This is a genomic window from Edwardsiella hoshinae NBRC 105699 = ATCC 33379 (genome assembly GCF_000474215.1).
Taxonomy (GTDB): domain Bacteria; phylum Pseudomonadota; class Gammaproteobacteria; order Enterobacterales; family Enterobacteriaceae; genus Edwardsiella; species Edwardsiella hoshinae.
Window position 1 is genome coordinate 34,798 of the sequence record NZ_BAUC01000018.1, and the last position, 19,526, is coordinate 54,323.

Annotated in this window: 18 protein-coding genes; 9 read left to right on the top strand and 9 right to left on the bottom strand. The window is 55.7% G+C overall.

What is annotated here, in order from left to right:
• Positions 1–95 precede the first annotated feature (95 nt).
• Positions 96–464 (top strand): DUF488 domain-containing protein, encoded by a 369-nt coding sequence (locus tag EHO01S_RS08175; protein WP_024523496.1) that lies wholly within the window; start codon positions 96–98, stop codon positions 462–464.
• Here EHO01S_RS08175 and EHO01S_RS08180 read toward each other — a convergent pair.
• Positions 448–1,083, bottom strand: a complete 636-nt coding sequence (locus tag EHO01S_RS08180) for a LysM-like peptidoglycan-binding domain-containing protein (RefSeq protein WP_024523497.1) — start codon at positions 1,081–1,083, stop codon at positions 448–450. The genes EHO01S_RS08175 and EHO01S_RS08180 overlap by 17 nt on opposite strands.
• A gap of 249 nt (positions 1,084–1,332) precedes the next feature.
• Between EHO01S_RS08180 and bamJ the strand changes: the two genes are divergently transcribed.
• A complete protein-coding gene (gene bamJ, locus EHO01S_RS08185; RefSeq protein ID WP_005281240.1) occupies positions 1,333–1,953 on the top strand; it encodes a BamJ family beta-barrel-assembly machinery protein in 621 nt (206 codons plus the stop codon).
• Between the two features lie 61 nt (positions 1,954–2,014).
• Here bamJ and ytfE read toward each other — a convergent pair whose 3' ends face one another.
• Entirely contained in the window at positions 2,015–2,680 is a 666-nt protein-coding gene (gene ytfE, locus EHO01S_RS08190; protein WP_024523498.1) for an iron-sulfur cluster repair protein YtfE, read from the bottom strand.
• A gap of 239 nt (positions 2,681–2,919) precedes the next feature.
• Here ytfE and cysQ point away from each other — a divergent pair, with 239 nt between their 5' ends.
• Both cysQ and EHO01S_RS08200 read left to right on the top strand, forming a co-directional pair.
• The gene (gene cysQ / locus EHO01S_RS08195) at positions 2,920–3,660 is read left to right on the top strand and encodes a 3'(2'),5'-bisphosphate nucleotidase CysQ (protein WP_024523499.1); all 741 of its coding nucleotides are present in this window, start codon (positions 2,920–2,922) and stop codon (positions 3,658–3,660) included.
• A 329-nt stretch (positions 3,661–3,989) separates the two neighbouring features.
• Positions 3,990–4,196 carry a DUF1107 domain-containing protein gene (locus tag EHO01S_RS08200; RefSeq protein ID WP_024523500.1) on the top strand — a complete coding sequence of 69 codons (207 nt, stop codon included), beginning with the start codon at positions 3,990–3,992 and terminating at the stop codon, positions 4,194–4,196.
• Between the two features lie 43 nt (positions 4,197–4,239).
• Here EHO01S_RS08200 and paeA read toward each other — a convergent pair whose 3' ends face one another.
• Positions 4,240–5,589, bottom strand: a complete 1,350-nt coding sequence (gene paeA, locus EHO01S_RS08205; RefSeq protein WP_024523501.1) for a polyamine export protein PaeA — start codon at positions 5,587–5,589, stop codon at positions 4,240–4,242.
• Between the two features lie 272 nt (positions 5,590–5,861).
• Positions 5,862–6,428: a peptide-methionine (S)-S-oxide reductase MsrA gene (gene msrA / locus EHO01S_RS08210; protein ID WP_024523502.1), complete on the bottom strand. Its 567-nt coding sequence runs from the start codon at positions 6,426–6,428 to the stop codon at positions 5,862–5,864.
• 341 nt (positions 6,429–6,769) lie between these two features.
• Here msrA and tamA point away from each other — a divergent pair, with 341 nt between their 5' ends.
• The 3 genes from tamA to EHO01S_RS08225 are packed head-to-tail and all read left to right on the top strand — an operon-like array spanning position 6,770 to position 12,629.
• Complete coding sequence (gene tamA / locus EHO01S_RS08215; RefSeq protein WP_024523503.1) at positions 6,770–8,506, top strand: autotransporter assembly complex protein TamA; 1,737 nt, start codon at positions 6,770–6,772, stop codon at positions 8,504–8,506.
• A complete protein-coding gene (gene tamB / locus EHO01S_RS08220) occupies positions 8,503–12,276 on the top strand; it encodes an autotransporter assembly complex protein TamB (RefSeq protein ID WP_024523504.1) in 3,774 nt (1,257 codons plus the stop codon). Before tamA ends, tamB begins: the two co-directional genes overlap by 4 nt.
• Before the next feature lie 2 nt (positions 12,277–12,278).
• Positions 12,279–12,629: a gamma-glutamylcyclotransferase family protein gene (locus tag EHO01S_RS08225; protein ID WP_024523505.1), complete on the top strand. Its 351-nt coding sequence runs from the start codon at positions 12,279–12,281 to the stop codon at positions 12,627–12,629.
• A gap of 50 nt (positions 12,630–12,679) precedes the next feature.
• On the opposite strand, the gene ppa is transcribed toward EHO01S_RS08225, so the two are convergent.
• Positions 12,680–13,210, bottom strand: a complete 531-nt coding sequence (gene ppa, locus EHO01S_RS08230) for an inorganic diphosphatase (protein WP_024523506.1) — start codon at positions 13,208–13,210, stop codon at positions 12,680–12,682.
• 104 nt (positions 13,211–13,314) lie between these two features.
• Positions 13,315–14,319: a class 1 fructose-bisphosphatase gene (fbp, locus tag EHO01S_RS08235; protein ID WP_024523507.1), complete on the bottom strand. Its 1,005-nt coding sequence runs from the start codon at positions 14,317–14,319 to the stop codon at positions 13,315–13,317.
• A 167-nt stretch (positions 14,320–14,486) separates the two neighbouring features.
• On the opposite strand from fbp, the gene mpl reads away from it, so the two are divergent.
• Positions 14,487–15,857, top strand: a complete 1,371-nt coding sequence (gene mpl, locus EHO01S_RS08240) for a UDP-N-acetylmuramate:L-alanyl-gamma-D-glutamyl-meso-diaminopimelate ligase (RefSeq protein WP_024523508.1) — start codon at positions 14,487–14,489, stop codon at positions 15,855–15,857.
• A 234-nt stretch (positions 15,858–16,091) separates the two neighbouring features.
• Here the strand turns inward: mpl and argR are convergent, their stop codons facing one another.
• Positions 16,092–16,562, bottom strand: coding sequence for a transcriptional regulator ArgR (gene argR, locus EHO01S_RS08245; RefSeq protein ID WP_024523509.1), 471 nt, complete (start codon positions 16,560–16,562; stop codon positions 16,092–16,094).
• A 455-nt stretch (positions 16,563–17,017) separates the two neighbouring features.
• Here argR and mdh point away from each other — a divergent pair, with 455 nt between their 5' ends.
• The gene (gene mdh, locus EHO01S_RS08250) at positions 17,018–17,956 is read left to right on the top strand and encodes a malate dehydrogenase (protein ID WP_024523510.1); all 939 of its coding nucleotides are present in this window, start codon (positions 17,018–17,020) and stop codon (positions 17,954–17,956) included.
• 59 nt (positions 17,957–18,015) lie between these two features.
• On the opposite strand, the gene EHO01S_RS08255 is transcribed toward mdh, so the two are convergent.
• Both EHO01S_RS08255 and ispB read right to left on the bottom strand, forming a co-directional pair.
• A complete protein-coding gene (locus tag EHO01S_RS08255) occupies positions 18,016–18,300 on the bottom strand; it encodes a helix-turn-helix domain-containing protein (RefSeq protein WP_024523511.1) in 285 nt (94 codons plus the stop codon).
• Positions 18,301–18,502: 202 nt separating this feature from the next.
• On the bottom strand, positions 18,503–19,474 hold the full coding sequence (gene ispB / locus EHO01S_RS08260) for an octaprenyl diphosphate synthase (RefSeq protein ID WP_024523512.1): 972 nt from the start codon (positions 19,472–19,474) through the stop codon (positions 18,503–18,505).
• Positions 19,475–19,526: the final 52 nt, after the last annotated feature.

The window sequence follows — 19,526 nt, forward strand, 5'->3', positions numbered from 1 at the left end:
CGGCCTTGTGCCGGCGTTTTGTTTTTGAGTCTGCCGCTGCGCGATCGTATGGCGTACACTCAATACGCAAATGGATATCACGTGGAGGCAATATTATGGCGTCGATCCGGCTGTTACGGGTGTATGACGTGCAGGCACCCTTTCCCCCCCATACCTTTCTCACTGATCGCCTCTGGCCACGCGGCATAACCAAGGCACGTCTAGAGGGCGTCTGTTGGTTGAAGGCGGTGGCTCCGTCGACGGCATTGCGCCAAGCGTTTCATCATGCCAGCGTAGATTGGCCGGGGTTTGTCGCGCGTTATCGGGAAGAGTTAGCGGCGGCGCCACAGGGTTGGCAGCCGTTGGCGCATTTATTGCGCCAGGGGGAGACGATCACCTTACTTTATGCCAGCCGCGACAGCCGTTGTAATCAAGCCGTGGTGCTGCGCGACTGGTTGTTGGCGCAGGTTAACGCAGACGAGTAAAGCGCCCGTCGCGAGTTCGCTGGAAGGTGACCTGTTGGTTGGTTGTAGTTTCGATCTTCAAGGCTTGGATTTGCCCCTGAGCGTTGTGGCGGATCAGTACGTGCTGCCCGGCCTTGAGGTTACTTAGCGGGCGCGCCTCCCCCTCAACGCGAGCCATGGCAAAGGCATCGGTGACGTCGAGATTATGATCGCGGAGTAACTGCGCCAGTGTTTGCCCCGGTTGAATCAGATACGCCTGCCAAGTCGCCTGTTCCAGCGGGAGCGTCGCGTCTTGAAGCTCGGCCTGCATGGGCACTGAGTCGACATGCGGTTCGGCTGGAAATGCGGAGGGGGCGGGATCGGTCGTCGGCCACAGCAGTGCCAGCAGGAGTAGGGTCGCGGCGGCGACGATCCCGCGGCGATGGAAGGCGGGCAAGGGTGACATCCAGGCGAACCGCTCCGGTAGGTGCCAGAGGGCGGACAGCGCCGCTCGACTCCACTGCCAGCCACGCCGGAGATCATCGGGACGTAGGCGTAGAGCGGGTCGACTCAAGCTGGCGCGCAGACGTGACCATACCGCCCGGCTGAAGAGTGCATCATAGCCGGGAGCCTTGCTCTTTTTGGGCGCAATTCTGCCCATGTTAACCTCACTCGCGTGATAGGCCGCGCCATCCGGGCCATATTTAGCCTAGCGACTCCGACGTGGCAGAAATAGGATAACAATCCGAAAAATCGCCGTTGTCACCCGAGAAAGCGCTATCGGCGATAGATTGGCGGTTATTGTTTCTTTTTCACTGACAAAAGTCACCCTTAGCGCGACAACATTTTACCCGTCGCAGTGGCGCTGTTATGCTGCGCGTTCTACTTTCTGTGACAAAAAGGAAACATCATGTCGACCCCGGCTTTTGACAGTATAGAAGCGCAAGCAAGTTATGGTATTGGTCTCCAGGTCGGTCAGCAGCTCAATGAGTCTGGCCTTCAGGGTTTACAGCCGGAGGCATTGCTGGCAGGTCTGCGCGATGCGATGGAAGGGAATGCGCCGGCAGTGCCGGTGGAGACTGTGCATCGTGCGCTGCGTGAGATCCATGAGCGTGCCGATGCGGTGCGCCGTGAGCAGCAGAAAGCGTTGGCAGAGGCCGGTGAGCGCTTTCTGGCTGAGAATGCCCAACAGGACGATGTGACCGTGACAGAGTCCGGTTTACAGTTCAAGGTATTGAAGCAGGGGGAGGGCGCCATCCCGTCGCGTCAGGATAAGGTACGTGTGCACTATACCGGCCGTTTGGTCGATGGTACGGTGTTCGATAGCTCCGAGCAGCGTGGCGAGCCCGCCGAGTTTCCTGTCGGCGGGGTGATCGCCGGGTGGATCGAGGCGCTGAGCATGATGCCGGTCGGCTCTCGCTGGCAACTGTATATCCCGCATCAACTGGCCTACGGTGAGCGTGGTGCCGGTGCTGCGATCGCACCCTATAGCGCATTGATTTTCGATGTTGAACTGCTGGATATCCTCTAAGGATATCTGTCGGATGGGAGACGGGGCCGGTGTCGTACGGCCCCGTTTTTTTTGAGCAGCCTCAGGCTGCGCTGAGCGCACGGGGAAACAGTAGGTTATTTTCCAGGCTGATGTGTTCCATCAAATCTTCGAGTAGCTCGCTAATACCGGCGTACAGAGCACGCCAGGTGGTACAGGCACCCGCTGGCGGCGTGATGTTGTCGGTCAGAAAGCGGATGACCTCGAGCTGTTCGCCAGCATTGCGGTGCTCAAGCTCCATGACGCTGATAGGCCCCTGACAACGCGTGCCATTACCCTGTTCGATCAGGGGGAACAGGATACGCTCCTCTTTCATCATATGACTATCCAACTCCTGGCGCAGTAATTCCAACTGCTTGGCCAGCCCGCGTGGACAGCCGGCCTTGTCGGCATGCACCTGTTCGACCTTCTGCGCCATCAATACCAGTTCGGGGAGTTGCTCGCGGTGGCGCTGATGATAACGGGTAACGATGAAGTCGGTCAGCTCAACCAGGGAAGCCTGTTGCCAGTCTCGCTGAGTAGATGGGGTGTGTTCCAACTCGGCCAGTTGACGTTCCAGTGCATCCAAATCCAGGGAGTGACGGGCCGCCGCACGCTGTAAGGTCTGCTTACCGCCGCAGCAAAAATCCAACTCGTACTGGCGGAATAGGCGTGTGGCACGGGGAATACGAATGGCTAGCTCGCCGAGTGGACGATCACGATAGGTCATAGTGGGCTCCTTAGGGTAGAAACATAAGATGTATTTTATATGCAATTTAATCTTGGCGCCATCTCTGCGGATGGCGTGTAGCGAAATTGCCGTAGCATTGTGGGGAAAATTACCATGCACGCTGGCGTTTATTGCCAGCAAAACCGATGATGACAAACGTGGGGCCGCCACACTGGCGGCGCATAGCCCGAGCTGAAAGGGCGCGCAGTTGTTGCATTTAACCCAGGGGAGGGAGGCGTATGTTAGAACAGGTGTGTCAGCTGGCGCGTGCCGCCGGTGCGGAGATCATGGCGGTGTATCAAGGTGCCCAGCCGTTGGACTTGGCTTATAAGGGCGATGACTCGCCGGTGACGGCGGCCGATCTAGCGGCACATGCGCGGATTAAGCGTGGTCTGGCGCAGATCGCGCCACAGATTCCATTGCTGTCGGAAGAGGCCCCGCCGGCATGGGCGCAGCGGCGTGACTGGCAGCGTTATTGGCTGGTGGATCCGTTGGATGGCACCAAGGAGTTCTTGCAACATAACGGTGAGTTTACCGTCAACATTGCGCTGATCGAGCAGGGCGTGCCAACACTGGGCGTGGTCTATGTGCCAGCCAGCGGCGTACTGTATGCCGCCTGTGATGGCAAGGCCTGGAAAGAGCTGGATGGAGTGCGTATGGAGATCGGGGTGCGCAATGCCATTCCGCCGCTGGTGGTGATCAGCCGCTCACACGGTGATGCGGAGTTGACGGACTATTTGCAACAGTTAGGTGAGCATAAGACGATGATGGTCGGTTCGTCATTAAAGTTCTGCCTGGTGGCTGAAGGGGTTGCTCAGCTCTACCCCCGTTTTGGACCGACGCATGTTTGGGATACGGCGGCAGGCCATGCTATTGCTCAGGCAGCCGGAGCCCAGGTACGCGATTGGCAGGGTAAAACGCTGGACTATACGCCAGCCGAGTCGTTGCTCAACCCTGGATTTCGTGTCTCGCTGTATTGATATCTTCGATCTTCGGCGCGTGCCCCCGGTGAGGTGGTCGCGCCGGGAATGTGTGTGCCTCTCGTACAGCCTCGCCCTGCGCATCTTGCTGCTTGCGACATGCTTTTCCTCTAGACTGCCCGATTAACAATATATAAATATAAAAATACTATTACTTTTTGCATACCATTCTGTCAGCTAAGGTAAATTTAGCGAAATATTCGGTTCTGCTGGCACTAATCATCGGTAAAGCTGTCTATAGTTAACGTCTACAGTGCGCGGCGTTCGTGTGCCGGTTCGGCAGGGGCAAAGGTTGCCTTACTTCGAGCGTGATAGAGGGAGAGATAAAAATGAAAATCTTTCAGCGGTATAACCCGCTGTTGGTCGCTAAGTACGTCAAGACGCTATTTCGTGGTCGTCTGTATATTCATGGCATCGGTGCCTTCGAATTTGATATGGGGCGCATTCTGCTGCCGAAGGTGCGTGACAAGCGTCATCTCAGCGTGATGTCAGAGATTAACCGCCAGGTGATGCGCCTACAGGCGGAGATGGCCTAAGGCGCAGTAGAGAAGAGCATGAGGCGGCTATGCCGCCCACAGGTTATTTTACCGTTTGCTGAGAGGCTTCGTTTTCACTGCCCCCCTCACCGGGTTGAGTGGCCGGGAGACGTTCAGCCAGACGGGTAACCAACAGTTGATCAATCTTATAGCTGTCGATATCCACCACTTCGAATTTATATCCCGCATATTTGACGGCGTCGGTACGTTTGGGGATCTTGCGCAACATGTACATCATGAAACCACCGATGGTTTCGTAGTTGCTGGACTGGGGAAACTCCTCGATATCCAAGACTCGCATTACGTCATCGATTGGGGTGACACCTTCGACCAGCCACGAGTTTTCGTCACGGGCGATGATCTGCTCCTCCTGCCCCTGACCGACCAGGTCACCCATCAGAGTGGTCATCACATCGTTTAGCGTGATTACCCCGACCACCAAGGCATACTCGTTAAGGATTACCGCGAAGTCTTCGCCAGCGTTCTTAAAGCTCTCCAATGCCTCGGAGAGTGTCAGCGTATCCGGCACGATCAACACATTACGGATTTGTACCCCGCTGCTGAGTACCAAACTTTGGTTGCCGAGTACGCGATTAAGCAGATCCTTGGAGTCGACATAACCCACGACGTGGTCGATAGCGCCATCGCAGACTAAGAACTTGGAGTGGGGATGGGTCGATACCTTCTCTTTGATGCCCTCTTCGCTCTCACTCAGATCGAAGTAGATGATGCTTTCACGTGGCGTCATGGAGGAGGGAACGGTGCGTGACTCCAGTTCAAACACATTCTCGATGATCTCGTGCTCTTGCTTACGCAGTACCCCGGCCAGCGCTCCCGCCTCGACCACGGCGTAGATATCATCTGGCGTAATATCATCCTTACGGACCATCGGAATCTTGAACAGGTGAAAGATCAGGTTAGCCAGGCCGTTAAAGAACCACACCAACGGGCGGAACAGTAATAGGCAGAAACGCATCGGGTTGACAATCCGTATGGCCACCGCTTCGGGGGAGATCATACCGATGCGCTTCGGTGTCAGGTCGGCGAACAAGATGAAGCTGCCGGTGACTAATACGAAGGAGCAAATAAAGCTGGCTTGCTGGGAGACATCCAGCGGCATGAAGCGGTCGAACAACAGGCGGAAGGCTGGCGAGAAAGCGGCGTCGCCAACGATACCACCGAGAATGGCGACGGCGTTGAGGCCAATCTGCACCACAGTGAAGAAGTACCCTGGTTGTTCTTGCAGCGCCATGACGCGCGCCGCGTTGATATCCCCCTCGTCCGCCATGGTTTTCAGCTTCATCTTGCGCGAGGCGGCCAGAGATATTTCTGAGATCGAGAAAAAGGCACTGATCGCGATCAGTAGAATAATCAGTAATATACTGTTTAACATAATCTATCCGTATTAACCGGGAACGGTCCGGGAGGCCGGAAAGGCGGTGTAACGCCATCGGGAATATTGTGTATTGGGGCCGGTAGAGGATCCCCCCGGAGTTTACCGGGTTGTCTTAGCAAACCCGGGTCAGGCACCGCACCAGATCGGATGGCTGGGGGCGCTTGACCCGGTTAGTATAGCAGGAGCAACAAGCAACCAGCTAGTGGTGAAAATCTGCCCGCTATCGTTCTAACCCTTTGCTATGACACTAATTAGGGGCAACCTTCCCTTTACTCCGGCAGACATACGCCAATGCCGCCCAGGCCGCAATACCCTTGTGGGTGTTTATACAGGTACTGTTGATGCGCCTCTTCCGCATAGTAGAAGGGGCCTGCGGGCGTGATCTCGGTAGTAATGGCGCGAAGATCGCCCGCCTGTTGCATCGCTTGGGCGAAATGCGTCCGGCTGTCCTGGGCGGCCTGCAATTGCTGTGACGTCAGTGGGAACAATGCTGAACGGTATTGGCTACCGATGTCGTTACCTTGGCGCATGCCCTGGGCTGGATCGTGGTTTTGCCAGAATAGGCGCAGCAGCGTGGGATAGTCGATACGTGTTGGATCGAAGACCACACGTACCGTCTCGGCGTGACCGGTTTGACCGCTGCATACCTCGGAGTAGGTGGGGTTTGGCGTCACTCCACCACTGTAGCCAGCCGCGGTGCTATACACCCCCGGTTGCTGCCAGAAGAGGCGTTCGACGCCCCAGAAGCAGCCCATGGCAAACAGCGCCTCTTCCATACCGCGAGGGACGCCATAGCGCGCATGGCCGTTAACCGCATGCAGCGGGTTAATCATCATTGCTTGGCTACGCCCGGGTAACGCCTGAGTGGGGGCCAAGGGCAGGGCATCGTGAGCGTTGTGCAAAATATCCTCCAAAAGCTAATAAATAGGCAGTTGAGCGGCGAAAAATCTGAAAACGTATGCGGAGCCGTCCTAGGCAAGAGGTGACTCGTTGTATTGTGAATAACAGTCTAATCTCGAATAATCATGATTTTCCTGTTTCGTTGTATCCCACGCCGACTTTGCGCACAATATGTCCGCATGAGTGCGTCGTTGAAGGGAGAGCTCGCGCCTAGGCCAGCGCGGGGATGTACGGCGGTGGAGAGAGTGTTAGCGTTACGTTTACTGCGGGAGTTTGCATGCCACGATTGCCTAAGGTTGGCCTACTGTGTCTGTTATTGGTTGCGCCATTGGCGCATGCCGCGCAACTGAAACTGGTGGTAGAGGGGTTAAGCGGACGGCTGCAAAAAAATGTGAATGCCACGCTGTCGACCATCGGCGAGGATGAGATCAGCAATGATGGTCGTTTTCGGGTACGTGCCGCAGACGCTATTCGCCAAGGTTTACGGGCCTTGGGCTATTTCCAGCCGACTATCGAATTCTCCTATCGTCCAGGATCTGCGTTTTCGCGTCCGCAATTGATAGCGCAGGTGACGCCGGGCGAGCCGGTACGCATCGCCGGACTGAACGTCCGTATTCGTGGCGAGGCCAAGGATGATCCCGCCTATCAGGCGTTGCTGGCGAGCGCTTTACCGCCCATCGGCAGTATATTGGACCAAGGCGACTACGATAGTTTAAAGAGCGCCCTGAACTCGCTGGCGTTGCAGCGTGGCTATTTCGACGCCACCATGCCAGTGCATCAACTCGGGGTGATCGAGGATCAGCATAAGGCCTATTGGGACATCGAATTCGATAGCGGGGCGCGTTACCGTTTTGGCGCTGTGCAGTTTAGCGGTTCGCAGATCCGCACACCTTATCTGCAAAATCTGCGTCCCTTCACGTCGGGCGATTATTACAATGCGGGCGAACTGGCTAAGTTCAGCGGCAATCTGTCGGCGACGAACTGGTTTAATTCGGTGGTGGTTTCGCCCAATTTTAAAGCGGTCGGGGCGGATCATACCCTGCCGATGCAGGCGGTAGTAACGCCGCGTAGCCGTAACATGGTTGATCTCGGGGGCGGTTACGCCACCGATGTCGGGCCACGCTTGAAGATCGGTTGGAAGCGCCCTTGGACGAACTCCTATGGTCATAGCCTGGATACCTCGCTCAACCTCTCAGGGCCGGAGCAGACGGTGGACTTCAACTATAAGATCCCGCTGCTGAAGAACCCGCTGGAGCAGTACTATCTGGTGCAGGGCGGTTTTCAACGCACCGATCTGAATGATACCGAGTCCGATGCCACCACTCTGAATGTGGCGCGCTACTGGGATCTGTCTAGTGGCTGGCAACGGGGGATCAACCTGCGTTGGAGCCTCGATCACTTTACCCAAGGCAACACCACCGAGACCGCCATGCTGCTTTATCCCGGTGTCAGCGTGAACCGCACCCGCTCACGCGGCGGGCTGATGCCAACCTGGGGTGACACGCAGCGTTACTCACTGGAGGTCTCCAACATGAGCTGGGGATCGGCGGTCGACTTCGCGGTGATCCAGGCGCAGAACGTCTGGATCCGTACCCTGGCGGAAAAGCACCGTTTCGTGGTACGTGGCAATCTGGGGTGGATTGAAACCAATGACTTCAATAAGGTTCCCCCCTCTTTGCGTTTTTTCGCCGGCGGTGATCGCAGTATCCGCGGTTATAAATACAAGTCGATTTCGCCCAAGGATAGCGATGGCAAGTTGACGGGGGCCTCGCGCTTGGTGACCGGTTCGTTAGAGTATCAATACAATCTGAGCGGTAAGTGGTGGGGGGGCGCCTTCATCGATTCCGGTGAGGCGGTAAACGATATTACTAAGAGTAATTTTCATACCGGTGCTGGCGTCGGACTGATCTGGGTCTCGCCGGTCGGCCCGATCCGACTCAACTTAGCCGTACCGGTCGGCAATGAGGATAAACACGATTTGCAGTTTTACATCGGACTGGGGCCTGAGTTATGAGGCTGTATAACATCTCGCGCTATGTGTTGATGGCGTTATTGGGGCTACTGCTGTTGGTGGTGGCGCTAGTCGGGGCATTGATGACGCAGAGCGGATTACATTTAGCTCTGAATGCCGCCGCACGCTGGGTTCCCGGTTTGGAGATCGGTCGTGTAGAAGGCGGATGGCGAGATCTAACTCTGAGCGATGTCGGCTACCGTATGCCGGGCGTGGCAGTACAGGTTGGTCAGTTTCATCTGTCGTTGGATATTGGCTGTTTAAAGCAGAGCGAGTTGTGCCTGAATGTGCTGAGTGCGCAGCGGGTGCGTGTCGATGTGAATACTCAAGCGTTGCCGCCGAGCGAACCGCAGACGGTGCCGGTGCAGCCGTTGGGGCGTTTGCATACCCCCTATCCGTTGTTGGTGCGTTTGTTGCGCCTCGACGATGTGCAGGTCAACGTCGATGGGACGGCGATCGCCTTGACGTCGCTGCGTAGCGGAGCGGCGTGGCGTGCGCAGAGTGTGCGTGTGCTACCCAGCCATATTCAGGGGCTGCGCATCGTAGTCGCGCAGGCGCGCGCATCATCACCGACGCCACCGCCGGCGTCCTCCAGCGCACAGACGATGCCTGAATCATTAGGCGAAACCTTGACGACCCTGTTCTCTCGTCCATTACTGCCCGCATTGACGGGGCGAGATCTGCCACTGGATGTGGCGATCAGCCGTATCTCGGCCGAACAGGTGCAGATCCAGGCGGCGAGTGAGTTGGCTATCTCCTCATTAGAGCTACGTGCGGCCGTGGATCAGCACCGCTTGGTCTTGCATACCCTAAAGATCCGCGCGGCGCAGGGGGCATTGACGGCTCGGGGTAACGCACGGCTCACTGGCGATTGGCCGTTAGATTTACAACTGAATGCCAGTGTCAATCAGGCGCCCTTGAAGGGGGAAAAACTCCGTTTGGCACTGACGGGAGCGTTATACGGCAAGGTGGCGCTTGACGCCAACCTCTCCGGCCCGCTGCGGGCAACCTTGCGGGGCGAGGCTCAATTGGCTAAGGCGGGTCTACCTCTGTCGCTGACTCTCGATAGTAACGGCCTGCGTTGGCCATTAAGCGCGCCCCCCGACTACCAGGTTGATGCATTGAAACTGCGCCTGGCGGGAAGCGCGCATGACTACCGTTTGCAACTGAGCGGCGCTTTCCGAGGCAAGGGGCTGCCGGACGCACGTGTTGATCTACAGGGTAACGGTAATGAGCGGCAGTTTACCCTGAGTAAACTACAGCTGGCGGCGTTGGATGGTCAGGCGGAGGTACAGGGGGTGGCCGACTGGAGCAAGGCGATCAGTTGGCGCGCCAATCTGACACTGGCGGGGATCAATACCGGTCGCCAATGGCCCGAGTGGCCCTCGAAATTGACAGGTAAGCTGGAGACGCGCGGTAGCCTGTACGGCGGTAGTTGGCAGCTAAACGTACCCCAGTTGCAGCTGGCGGGGCGGATTAAACAAAATACGGTCGATGTGCGTGGTCAATTACGCGGTAATCAGGCCGGACAGTGGCAGATCCCACAGTTGCATGTCGCATTGGGGCGCAATCGCATCGACGTTAACGGTGATCTGGCCGAGAAGCGCTGGTCGCTAGATGTCGGCATCGATGCACCGCATTTGGATGGTACGCTGCCGGGGTTGGCCGGTACGGCGCGCGGCACGTTGAAGTTACGTGGCGATCGTCAGGCACCGCAGTTATTGGCCGATCTACAGGCGAACGGGCTACGTTGGCAGGCGCTGACTATTCGCCACGTGGCGTTGTTGGGCGATGTACGCTCTGATAAGCAGATCCAAGGAAAATTGGATCTGCGGGTGGATCAGTTACAGCAGGGCGAGATCGCGATAAGCCAGCTCACCCTGCGTGCTGGGGGAAATGAGCGTCAGCATCGCCTCCAGTTGGTGGTTCAGGGAACGCCAGTGGCTGGCCAACTAACGTTGAACGGTAGTTTGGCGCAGGATAAGCAGAGTTGGAGCGGTAGTTTAACGAATACCGACTTCACGACCCCGGTTGGGGAGTGGCGTCTGACGCGCCCGATCGCATTGAATTATCGTGTTGCCAAGCAACAAATGGCTATCGGTCCACACTGTTGGGCCAATCCCCATGCCCGCCTGTGTATACCGCAGACGATCGAGGTAGGGGAAAGCGGTCACGCCAGCCTGGTGTTAGAGCGTTTCGATTTGGCGATGCTGCAACCCTTCCTCGGGCCGGATAGTCAAGTGAGCGGGAGCTTCAGTGGACGGGCGCAGGCGACCTGGCAGGCGGGGCAAGGACTGCCGCAGGCAGGGCTAACCTTGAATGGCGATGGGGTGAAGATCAGCCAGAATGTGCAAGGGAATACACTGCCGATAGCTCTGAACCAGGTGACGCTGGAGGCGCGTCTGACGCAGGGACAGGCTCGGTTAACCTGGCTGTTGGGCATCGCTGGCAATGGTCAGTTGCGCGGTGACGTGCGTGTCGCCAATCTGTTGGGAGCGCGTAACCTGTCTGGTAATGTCGCGATCGATCGCTTCTCCCTGGCACTACTGAATCCGGCCTTGATGAAAGGGGAGAAGGCGCAAGGGATGTTGAATGCGGCCCTGCGCTTGGGGGGGACGACGTTGCATCCGCAACTGTATGGCCGCTTGGCACTGGCGGGGGTCGATATCGATGGCCAATTCATGCCGTTCGATGTCACCGATGCCAATCTGGCAATCGATTTTGCGGGCGTGAGTTCAGTCTTGCAAGGCGTGATCAAGACGTCCCAGGGACAGTTGAATCTGTCGGGTAACGCCGATTGGCGTAATCTGAACGCTTGGCGGGCGAGTATCGCCGCTAAGGGAACCCGATTACGGGTGACTGTGCCACCGATGGTACGTCTCGACGTCTCGCCGAATATTGTCTTCGAGGCATCGCCCGAACAGTTGTCGTTAAATGGACGGGTCGATATCCCCTGGGCTCGCATCACGGTGCAGGAGTTGCCGGAGAGTGCGGTCGGCGTCTCCGCTGACGAGGTGATGCTGAACAATGCTCATCAACCGATCAAGCCGGCGACGGCGTCCATCCCATTGCACACCGATCTGACCATTGCCATCGGCAATAACGTGCGCCTCTCGGCCTTCGGCCTCAAAGCGGCGCTCAAAGGTGAGCTGAAAGTGATCCAGAATCAGAACGGTTTGGGGCTGAACGGCCAGATTATGATTCCGCAGGGGCGCTTTGCCGCCTACGGCCAGGATCTGTTGATTCGTCAAGGTGAGTTGGTTTTCGCCGGCCCGCCGGGTAATCCGTTGCTGAATATCGAGGCGGTGCGTAATCCCGAGTCGACAGCGAACGATGTTACGGTAGGTGTACGCGTCACGGGACTTGCCGATCAACCGAAACTGGAAGTATTCTCAGATCCGGCAATGTCACAACAAGAAGCCCTATCATATCTGTTGCGTGGCCAGGGATTGGACAGCACTGGCGCGGACAGTAACGCCATGACGTCGATGCTGATCGGTCTTGGTGTTGCGCAGAGTGGTAAGCTGGTGGGTAAAATCGGCGAAACCTTCGGCGTGAGTAATCTGACGCTGGATTCACAAGGGGTGGGTGACAGTTCTCAGGTTGTGGTCAGCGGTTATGTTCTGCCGGGACTACAGGTGAAGTACGGCGTGGGGATCTTTGATTCGCTGGCCACGCTGACGTTGCGTTACCGCCTGATGCCGAATCTGTACCTGGAAGCGGTGTCTGGCGTGAATCAGGCACTTGATCTGCTCTATCAGTTTGAGTTTTAACCATGCGAGTGATTGTCTACGGAAGTCTGCGCCGTAAGCAGGGCAACAGCCACTGGATGACCAATGCCACCTGGCTGGGCGATTATGTACTGGAGGGCTACGAGCTGTATGATCTTGGCCATTATCCGGCGGTAGTGCCAGGTGAGGGGAAGGTTTATTGCGAAGTGTATCGTATCACCTCATCAATTCTGGCGGAGCTGGATGAGCTGAAGAGCAACAGTAAGGATTATCGGCGTGAGTTGATTAAAACCCCGTATGGCGTCGCCTGGATCTACATCTATCTCAATGAGGTGAGTGGATTGCCGCGTATCGTTAGCGGCGATTGGCTAAAGCGTGATGGTGATGTAGCGTGAAAGACAAAAAACACCGCCAATGGCGGTGTTTTTTTTAACACGTTAAGCGATTACTTGTTCTTAGCGCGTTCGAAAGAGGCGATGATTTCGGCCTTAGCGGCGTCGGCGTTATCCCAGCCGTCAACCTTGACCCACTTGCCTTTTTCCAGATCTTTGTAGTGCTCAAAGAAGTGCGCGATCTGGGCGCGCAGCAGTTCCGGCAGGTCGTTCACATCGTTGATGTGATCGTACTCTTTGGTCAGTTTGCTGTGCGGAACGGCGACCAGTTTGGCGTCTTCGCCAGCTTCGTCGGTCATCTTCAGTACACCGACCGGGCGGCAACGGATCACTGAGCCCGGCTGCAACGGATACGGCGTCGGAACCAGCACGTCAACCGGGTCACCGTCCAGGGACAGAGTGTGGTTGATGTAACCGTAGTTGCACGGGTAGAACATAGCGGTAGACATGAAGCGGTCTACGAACAGGGCGCCAGTGTCTTTGTCGATTTCATATTTGATCGGATCGGCGTTAGCCGGGATTTCGATCACTACATAGATATCTTCCGGCATATCTTTACCGGCCGGGACGTTGATCAAGCTCATGTCGGTTTCCTTTCATCAAACCAGAAATGGAGTGACGGCTATTATAGCCGCCACTCCACAAATGAACAGAGCATGGCGCGTAATGCGCCTTGCCTGACGCGGGATTATTCGTCGGGGAACTGATGCATGAAATGTTCAGCATCGTCGACCATGGCGCGGCTGCCGACAAAGAAGGGGCAACGCTGGTGCAGATGGTCTGGTTCGATGTCCAGAATGCGCCGGAAGCCATCGCTGGCTTTGCCTCCGGCCTGTTCCGCCAGGAAGGACATGGGGTTGCACTCGTACAGCAGGCGCAGCTTACCTTGCGGATGGCTAGCGGTGCTGGGGTAGATGTAGATGCCGCCCTTCAGCAGGTTGCGATGGAAGTCCGCTACCAGCGAGCCGATATAGCGTGAGGTATAGGGGCGCTGCGTTGCGCTATCTTGCTCTTGGCAGTACTTGATGTACTTCTTCACGCCCAACGGGAATTTGATGTAATTACCTTCGTTGATCGAGTACATATTGCCGTTGTGTGGGAAACGCAGGCGCTCGTGGGAGAGACAGAACACCCCTAGAGAGGGATCATAGGTGAAAGCGTGTACCCCGTTACCGGTGGTATAAACCAGCATAGTTGAGGAGCCGTACACCACATAGCCCGCCGCTACCTGGCGGTTGCCTGGCTGGAGAAAGTCCTCGCGCGTCACCGGCGTGCCGAGCGGCGTAATGCGACGATAAATGGAGAAAATGGTCCCGACAGAGACGTTGACATCGATGTTGGAGGAGCCATCCAGCGGATCCATCAGTACGACATATTTGGCGTTATTGGCGCGGTCGCCTTCGAAGATGACAATATCGTCCTCTTCCTCGGAGGCGATCCCCGCCACCTCACCGCGCGCCTTCAGCGCCGCCTTGAGTTTTTCGTTAGCGTACAGATCCAGTTTCATCTGTACTTCACCTTGAATGTTTTCAACACCGCTGGCACCGATGATATCGACCAGTCCCGCTTTGTTGATATCGCGGTGGATGATTTTGGCGCCCAGTTTTATTGCGGAGAGAAGCGCGGTAAGCTCACCAGTAGCGTGAGGAAAGTCCTGCTGTTTTTCGACGATAAACTCGCCTAGCGTTTTCATGTCACATTTCCTGATTGTGAGGAGTAGCGATCTTTTTTACAAACCGCCAACGTTTTCGCAGCGTATTTTAGCTAATGTATGGGGGCATTCCTAGGCAATTTCCTTTCGCCAGCGCTGGAGTCAGCGTTAGAATGTGAACTAAATCAATGCAATCTACTGGAAGTATTATGCGCATTCATATTCTTGGAGTCTGCGGCACGTTTATGGGCGGGCTAGCATTGCTGGCTCGCCAGCTGGGGCATGAGGTTACGGGGTCGGACGCCAATGTCTACCCGCCGATGAGTACGCTATTGCAACAGCAGGGCATCACCCTGTTGGAGGGCTATGATCCCGCTCATCTGGATCCTCAGCCGGATCTGGTGATCATCGGGAATGCGATGGCGCGCGGCAACCCGTGCGTCGAGACGATTCTGGAACGAAATATTCCTTACGTCTCTGGCCCGCAGTGGTTGCATGATGAGGTCTTACGCCACCGCTGGGTGATTGCTGTCGCGGGTACTCATGGTAAGACCACTACCGCCGGGATGGTCAACTGGATCCTTGAGGCCTGTGGCTATCAACCCGGCTTTGTCATCGGTGGCGTACCAGGAAACTTTGAAGTGTCGGCCCGCCTAGGCGACAGTCCGTTTTTCGTCATCGAGGCGGATGAGTATGACTGCGCCTTCTTCGATAAGCGTTCCAAATTTGTCCACTATTGCCCGCGTACGCTAATTCTGAATAATTTAGAGTTTGATCATGCGGATATCTTCGACGATCTACGGGCGATCCAGAAACAGTTCCATCATTTGGTGCGTCTGGTGCCAGGCAAGGGGCGGATTATCTCGCCAGCGAACGATGCGAATCTGAAGCAGGTGCTGGCGATGGGATGCTGGAGTGAACAGGAACAGAGTGGCGAAGGTGCCGCTTGGCATGCGCAAAAATTGTCGCCAGATGCCAGTCACTTTGCTGTGACCCTCGACGGCGAATCCGTCGGTGAGGTGGCGTGGTCGCTGGTGGGCGAGCACAATATGCATAACGGGCTGATGGCGATTGCCGCCGCCCGTCATGTCGGTGTCCCGCCTGCCGAAGCATGCCGGGCGTTGGCCAGCTTCATTAATGCGCGCCGTCGCCTAGAGTTGCGCGGTGAAGCCTATGGCGTCAGCGTCTACGACGATTTTGCCCATCATCCGACGGCGATTCTGGCTACGCTGGCGGCCTTACGCGGCAAGGTTGGCGGTACTGCACGTATTTTGGCGGTACTGGAGCCTCGCTCGAATACCATGAAGATGGGGGTATGTAAGAATGAGCTGGCGCCGGCCTTGGGGCGAGCCGATGAGGTGTATCTGTATCAGCCACAGCACATTCCTTGGCAAGTGGTTGAGGTGGCTGAGGCTTGTGTGCAACCGGCACACTGGAGTGCCGATCTCGACACCTTAGTTGATATGATCGTCAAGAATGCCCAGCCAGGCGATCATATTCTGGTGATGAGTAATGGCGGTTTCGGCGGCATTCATGATCGCCTGCTACAGGCATTGGCACAGAAAGGCGCTCAACACTGAGAGACGGTTCTCCCAACGGTAACGATGAAACAAGACAGCGCAGCCTCGGCTGCGCTGTCTTGTTTTCACCGCCACCGTTGAGAAGGTGTTGCCACCAGCGTGGCCATGCAGCGATGCGCTAAGGGAAACAGGTGCCGGGCGTGGCGCTAGGGGCGTGTGAGGGTAAAAAAAGCCCGGCAAGCGGGCTTATTATGCGGAGAGGCGATACGCGACATCATGTCGCGCGGCGCGCGTTTAGAGCTCTTGCTCAAATAGCGCTAAGATCGCCGCGTAGAGTTGCTCGACGCTGAAGCCTTTCGCCGGGGTGGTAAAAATGGTGTCATCGCCGGCGATGGTGCCGAGGATGCCTTCCGATTTTCCCAGGGAATCCAACAGGCGAGCGATCAATTGCGCTGCACCGGGGCTGGTGTGGATCACCACGATAGCATCATTGTGATCGACATCTAACACCAGATTCTTCAGTGGGCTGCTGGTGGTCGGTACCCCGAGCTCGGCTGGTAGGCAATAGACCATCTCCATTTTGGCATTGCGCGTCCGTACGGCGCCAAATTTGGTCAACATACGCGAGACCTTGGACTGATTGATGCTATCGAAGCCCAACTCTTGCAGCGCCTGGACGATCTCGCCCTGAGAGCTGAATTTTTCCTCTTTCAGCAGCGCCTTAAATGCCTTCGTCAGGTCTTCTTGTTTCGTCGTGTTTCGCATTCTTCACCGTAAGGTAGCTATAGACGCTATCATTATGCATATTTATGAATTTTTATGCAATTTTGTCTGTAAGAAAGCGTGTCATCATCGTCGCTTCACTAGGAAGTGGACGAATTCTAAAGCGTACTGGCGTAAGCAAAGAGGAAAAAAGAGAGCGGTCGCACGGAAAAGGTAAATGAAATGTTATTAATATGATGTTGTTGTAATGTAAATTATCGTCTGGATGTAATGCTGGCGTGAATAAGGGCGGTGCGTGACGGGATCGCGCTGACGATTTGTTGCTATATCTTTCATCATTAAACCCTTTTTCCCATAAACATTGCAGCAGAGCATGGAATTAGTGTGTCAGCTCGCAATCTGAGTGTTAACAGATTGTTTTTTATAGAGTGATCAACTAAGGTGCTAAGCAATGCATTCACGGCATTCTCCATTTAAATAGTAACAAGGAGTATAGAATGAAAGTTGCGGTTCTCGGCGCAGCGGGTGGCATCGGCCAGGCGCTCGCTCTTCTGCTTAAGACACAGCTGCCTTCAGGTTCAGAACTCTCTCTCTATGATATCGCGCCGGTAACCCCGGGGGTCGCCGTTGATCTGAGCCATATCCCAACGGCGGTCAAGGTACGCGGTTTCGGTGGTGAGGATGCCTCTCCTGCCCTGGAAGGGGCGGATATCGTATTGATCTCTGCCGGTGTAGCGCGTAAACCAGGGATGGATCGTTCTGATCTGTTCAACGTTAACGCGGGTATTATCCGTAACCTGATCAGCCAGGTTGCTCGCGCTTGTCCGAATGCCTGTATCGGTATCATCACCAACCCGGTGAATACTATGGTGCCGATCGCGGCGGAAGTATTGAAGAAAGCCGGTGTCTATAACCCGAACAAACTGTTCGGTGTGACCACGCTGGATATCATCCGTTCTAACACTTTTGTGGGTGAACTGAAGAACTTGGATCCGGCGACGTTGGATGTTCCGGTGATCGGTGGACATTCCGGCGTGACCATTCTGCCGTTGCTGTCTCAGATCCCGGGTGTTAGCCTCAGCGAGCAGGAAGTTGCGGATCTGACCAAACGCATCCAGAACGCCGGTACCGAAGTGGTAGAAGCCAAGGCGGGTGGCGGATCAGCGACGCTGGCAATGGGTCAGGCAGCCGCGCGTTTTGCCCTTTCGCTGGTGCGCGCCATGCAGGGCGACGAGAATGTGGTCGAGTGCGGCTATGTTGAGAGTGATGGCGAGTATGCCCGCTTCTTCGCTCAGCCGCTGCTGTTGGGCAAGGAAGGGTTGGTACAGCGTCTGAATATCGGTACCTTGAGTGCCTTCGAACAGCATGCGTTAGAGAGTATGCTGGATGTGCTACGTAAGGATATCGCGTTGGGCGAAGACTTTATTAATAAATAAGTCTTACTCGTGTACAGACGAAACCGCAGGCATAGCCTGCGGTTTTTTTATGTGGCGGATTATGTTTTTCCTTTGCTTACTGTCGTACGGATCAGGCTTTTGCGATCGAGCAGCTCATGAGTGACGGGATCATAGTAGCGGCTGGGCCAGATCTTGCTGGGGTGGATTTCTAACGCATCGGCGATCAACCATTCACCTTTAGGCCAAGCGCGTGTCAGGGCGTTGGCGAGGGTGGAGCTGGAGAGGCCAGCATTGCGTGACACCTGAGTGAGCGTCAGTTTGCGTTTATGCAGGGCGGCGATGATTTCTGCCGGGTGCCAATCTTCCGGAATTGCTTTTTTCATCGGTGGTTTCCTTCTCACTGGACATACCTTCATGGTATCGGCGTTTGAAAAATGCCCTATCACTATCTAAAAACGATGTTTTCTTTTCAATTAATTTCTAACTTATGCAGTTAATGGAAAGCAAGAATTGTGATTTTGCATGCAATGCAGCGTGAAAAAACAAAAGGCGCCGCAAGGCGCCTGTGTGCTTTGAGGAAAATTTTTAGAATGTACGATTGACGGCGAGATTGGCCAAGCCGATTAATGCTTGCTTATAGGGCGTATCGTCAAGTACAGCCAAGGCGGCGATAGCCTTGTCTGCCTCTTCTTCAGCCCGACGGCGGGTATAGTCGAGCGAACCGACCTGTTGCATGGTTTCCAGCACCGGATCCAGTAGGTGGCGGCCGTTACCCTGTTCGATCGCCTGGCGGATCATGGCGGATCGTTCCGGGGAGCCGTGGCGCATGGCGTGCAGGAGCGGTAGCGTCGGTTTACCCTCATTGAGATCGTCGCCTGTGTTCTTACCCAGCGTCGCCCCATCGGCATCATAGTCAAGCAGGTCATCGATCAGTTGAAATGCCGTGCCGAGATAACGCCCGTAATCTTGCAACGCCCGCTCCTGATGTGCATCGGCGCCGGCCAAGATGGCGGAGCATTGGGCGGCGGCCTCGAACAAGCGGGCGGTCTTGCTGTAGATCACCTGCATGTAATTTTCTTCACTGATATCCGGATCGTTCACGTTCATCAGTTGCATGACCTCGCCTTCGGCGATGACATTGGTTGCCGCGGACATTAGCTCTAAAATACGCAGCGATTGCAGGCTGGTCATCATCTGGAAAGCTCGGGTATAGATGAAGTCGCCCACCAGTACGCTGGCGGCATTGCCGAAGGCGGCATTAGCGGTGGCTTTACCTCTCCGCATATCTGATTCGTCGACTACGTCATCGTGCAGTAGTGTGGCGGTATGGATGAACTCGATGAGGGCAGCGATGATGACATGGCGATCACCCTGGTAGTGGAGTGCCCGCGCCGCGAGTACCGCGATCATCGGACGGATCCGCTTGCCGCCGCCGCTGATGATGTAATAGCCAAGCTGGTTGATAAGCGTGACGTCCGAGTTTAACTGGTGAAGAATTTTTGCGTTAACATCCGCCATATCCTGCGCGGTTAACTCAGTAATTTTTTCTAAATTCATTGTTTTATATCAACTGTGTATGGATATCCCGCCAGGTGGCAGCCCTTGCCAA

Bases quoted from the DNA above. Each gene is read 5' to 3' on its own strand.
- bamJ (WP_005281240.1), top strand. From the start codon at position 1,333: ATGTCGACCCCGGCTTTTGACAGTATAGAAGCGCAAGCAAGTTATGGT.
- argR (WP_024523509.1), bottom strand. From the start codon at position 16,562: ATGCGAAACACGACGAAACAAGAAGACCTGACGAAGGCATTTAAGGCG.
- ppa (WP_024523506.1), bottom strand. From the start codon at position 13,210: ATGAGCTTGATCAACGTCCCGGCCGGTAAAGATATGCCGGAAGATATC.
- fbp (WP_024523507.1), bottom strand. From the start codon at position 14,319: ATGAAAACGCTAGGCGAGTTTATCGTCGAAAAACAGCAGGACTTTCCT.
- EHO01S_RS08255 (WP_024523511.1), bottom strand. From the start codon at position 18,300: ATGAAAAAAGCAATTCCGGAAGATTGGCACCCGGCAGAAATCATCGCC.
- EHO01S_RS08180 (WP_024523497.1), bottom strand. From the start codon at position 1,083: ATGGGCAGAATTGCGCCCAAAAAGAGCAAGGCTCCCGGCTATGATGCA.
- paeA (WP_024523501.1), bottom strand. From the start codon at position 5,589: ATGTTAAACAGTATATTACTGATTATTCTACTGATCGCGATCAGTGCC.
- tamA (WP_024523503.1), top strand. From the start codon at position 6,770: ATGCCACGATTGCCTAAGGTTGGCCTACTGTGTCTGTTATTGGTTGCG.
- EHO01S_RS08200 (WP_024523500.1), top strand. From the start codon at position 3,990: ATGAAAATCTTTCAGCGGTATAACCCGCTGTTGGTCGCTAAGTACGTC.
- mdh (WP_024523510.1), top strand. From the start codon at position 17,018: ATGAAAGTTGCGGTTCTCGGCGCAGCGGGTGGCATCGGCCAGGCGCTC.
- ytfE (WP_024523498.1), bottom strand. From the start codon at position 2,680: ATGACCTATCGTGATCGTCCACTCGGCGAGCTAGCCATTCGTATTCCC.
- msrA (WP_024523502.1), bottom strand. From the start codon at position 6,428: ATGATGATTAACCCGCTGCATGCGGTTAACGGCCATGCGCGCTATGGC.
- cysQ (WP_024523499.1), top strand. From the start codon at position 2,920: ATGTTAGAACAGGTGTGTCAGCTGGCGCGTGCCGCCGGTGCGGAGATC.
- tamB (WP_024523504.1), top strand. From the start codon at position 8,503: ATGAGGCTGTATAACATCTCGCGCTATGTGTTGATGGCGTTATTGGGG.
- ispB (WP_024523512.1), bottom strand. From the start codon at position 19,474: ATGAATTTAGAAAAAATTACTGAGTTAACCGCGCAGGATATGGCGGAT.
- mpl (WP_024523508.1), top strand. From the start codon at position 14,487: ATGCGCATTCATATTCTTGGAGTCTGCGGCACGTTTATGGGCGGGCTA.
- EHO01S_RS08225 (WP_024523505.1), top strand. From the start codon at position 12,279: ATGCGAGTGATTGTCTACGGAAGTCTGCGCCGTAAGCAGGGCAACAGC.
- EHO01S_RS08175 (WP_024523496.1), top strand. From the start codon at position 96: ATGGCGTCGATCCGGCTGTTACGGGTGTATGACGTGCAGGCACCCTTT.